The organism is Terriglobales bacterium (genome assembly GCA_035937135.1).
Taxonomy (GTDB): Bacteria; Acidobacteriota; Terriglobia; order Terriglobales; family Acidobacteriaceae; genus DASYVL01.
Map to the genome: position 1 here is coordinate 1 of DASYVL010000009.1, position 1,857 is coordinate 1,857.

The 1,857-nt window shown below is 64.7% G+C and carries 2 protein-coding genes; one reads left to right on the forward strand and one right to left on the reverse strand.

The window, feature by feature from the left end:
• A partial coding sequence (locus VGQ94_00410) for a sulfatase (GenBank protein ID HEV2020969.1) occupies window positions 1-1,467 on the reverse strand: 1,467 nt, incomplete at its 3' end.
• Between the two features lie 74 nt (window positions 1,468-1,541).
• Between VGQ94_00410 and VGQ94_00415 the strand changes: the two genes are divergently transcribed.
• A partial coding sequence (locus tag VGQ94_00415) for a sulfatase-like hydrolase/transferase (GenBank protein ID HEV2020970.1) occupies window positions 1,542-1,857 on the forward strand: 316 nt, incomplete at its 3' end.

Sequence of the window (1,857 nt, forward strand, 5' to 3'; positions counted from 1 at the left end):
GTAGTGGATGGGCGTGGAGTCCTTGTCCGTCTTGAGCGCCGTTCGCAGCTTCTCGACGGAGGGATCGTAGCGCCCGTGCTGGCTGTCGGCGATGGCCTCCGACACCAGCTCATAGACCTCGATGCGGTCCTTGGGGTTCGCCAACTCGCGGTTGCTGATGGTGGGGTTGCCGCCGCCCGCCACCGCCGCGTAGCCCAGCGACTTCAGCCGCTCCGCCAGCCGCGGGTCGAGCCCCGTCTTCTGCGCCAGCTCCTGCTCCGGGGTGTACTTCTGGATGAGCGCAGCCAGCCGTCCTCGCAGCTCCGCCGCCACCGCCTGCCTCTCCGGGTACAGGTTCTTCAACTCCTTGGGATCGCTCTCCAAGTCGTAGAGCTCGGGCTTGGGCCCGTCGATGAAGTGATACTTGCCCGCCTGCAAGCCGCGCAGCTCGCTCCAGTTGAAGTGCAGTCGCGGCAGGAAGGACTCGGAATAGAGCGCTTCGCCGGCGCCCCTTGCTTTCAGCAGCGGCAGCAGGCTTCTTCCCTGGACCTGCGCGGGCGGCGCGAGGTGCAGCGCGTCGAGCACCGTGGGCAGCAGGTCCACCGTGCTGACGTCCGTGGAAACCCTTGCGGGACGGGCGTTTTGGCCGACTGGCAGTTTCAGGATGAGGGGCACGTGCAGGGTCGAGTCATAGATGAAAAAGCCGTGCGTCTTCTCTCCGTGCTCGCCCAGGCCCTCGCCGTGGTCTCCGGTCACGACAATCAGCGTCCGTTGGTAGATGTTCTGAGCTTTGAGGAAGCGCACCACTCGGCCGACCTGTTCGTCGGCGAAGGCGATCTCTCCGTCATAGGGCTGCGATTTGTGTCGCTCGCTGTAGGGCGCCGGCGGAGTGTAGGGGTGATGCGGATCGTACAGGTGCATCCACAGGAAGAACTTCTTCTGCGCGTGTTCCTTCAGCCACTTCAGCGCCTCGTCCGCCACTACGTTGCCCGGGCGCTCCATCTCGTCCAGGTTGGCTTCCTGCAAGCGGCTGAAGTCGAAGTGGTCGTAATAGAAGTCGAAGCCCTGGTTCAGCCCGAAGCGCGAATCGAGTACCGCCGAGCCCAGCACCGCCCCTGTGGCGTAACCGTTCTGCTTGAGGATGGAGGCCAGCGTCGGCTGCTGTGGGTTCAGGTTGTTGCCGCTGAAGTCGTGCATGCCGCTGTACATGGGGTAGGTCCCGGTGAAGATCACCGCATGGGACGGCAGGGTGATGGGCACCGGCGTGTACGCGCGCTCGAAGCGCACGCCTTCGGCCGCCAATTGATCGAGGTTGGGGGTCTCGGCCGCCTTGTATCCGTAGCAGCCCAGGTGGTCGGCGCGCAGCGTGTCGATGGTGATGACAACCACGTTGATGGCAGGTGGCGGCGCGGCCGCATGACCTGCGGTAGGGGCCAGCAGGAGGGCAAAGACGGGAGTCGCACAAAGGAATCGAAAGCGAAGATTCATTCAGCCCAAAATTATACTTGAGACCGGCCTCCGAGGTTTTTCGCTCCCGGCGCCTGTGCTAGGCTGGCGGAGTGATGCGACTCCGCGGCCTGCTCTTGCTGATTTTCCTCCTGCTCCCGGTCGCTGCCCTCGCTGCCCAGCCCTCCTCCGCCCCCGACGTCTTCCTCATTACCATAGACACGCTGCGCGCCGATCACGTGGGATGTTATGGCGACTCCAGCATCCGCACGCCCGCTCTCGACCGCCTGTGCCACGACGGCGTGCGCTTTTCCCGCGCCTTCACTCCCAGCCCCATCACCAACACCTCGCACGCCAGCATCCTCACCGGCCTGAATCCCAGCCGGCACGGCGTCACCGACTTTGGCGTGCCGCTGGCGGCTTCGCACAGAT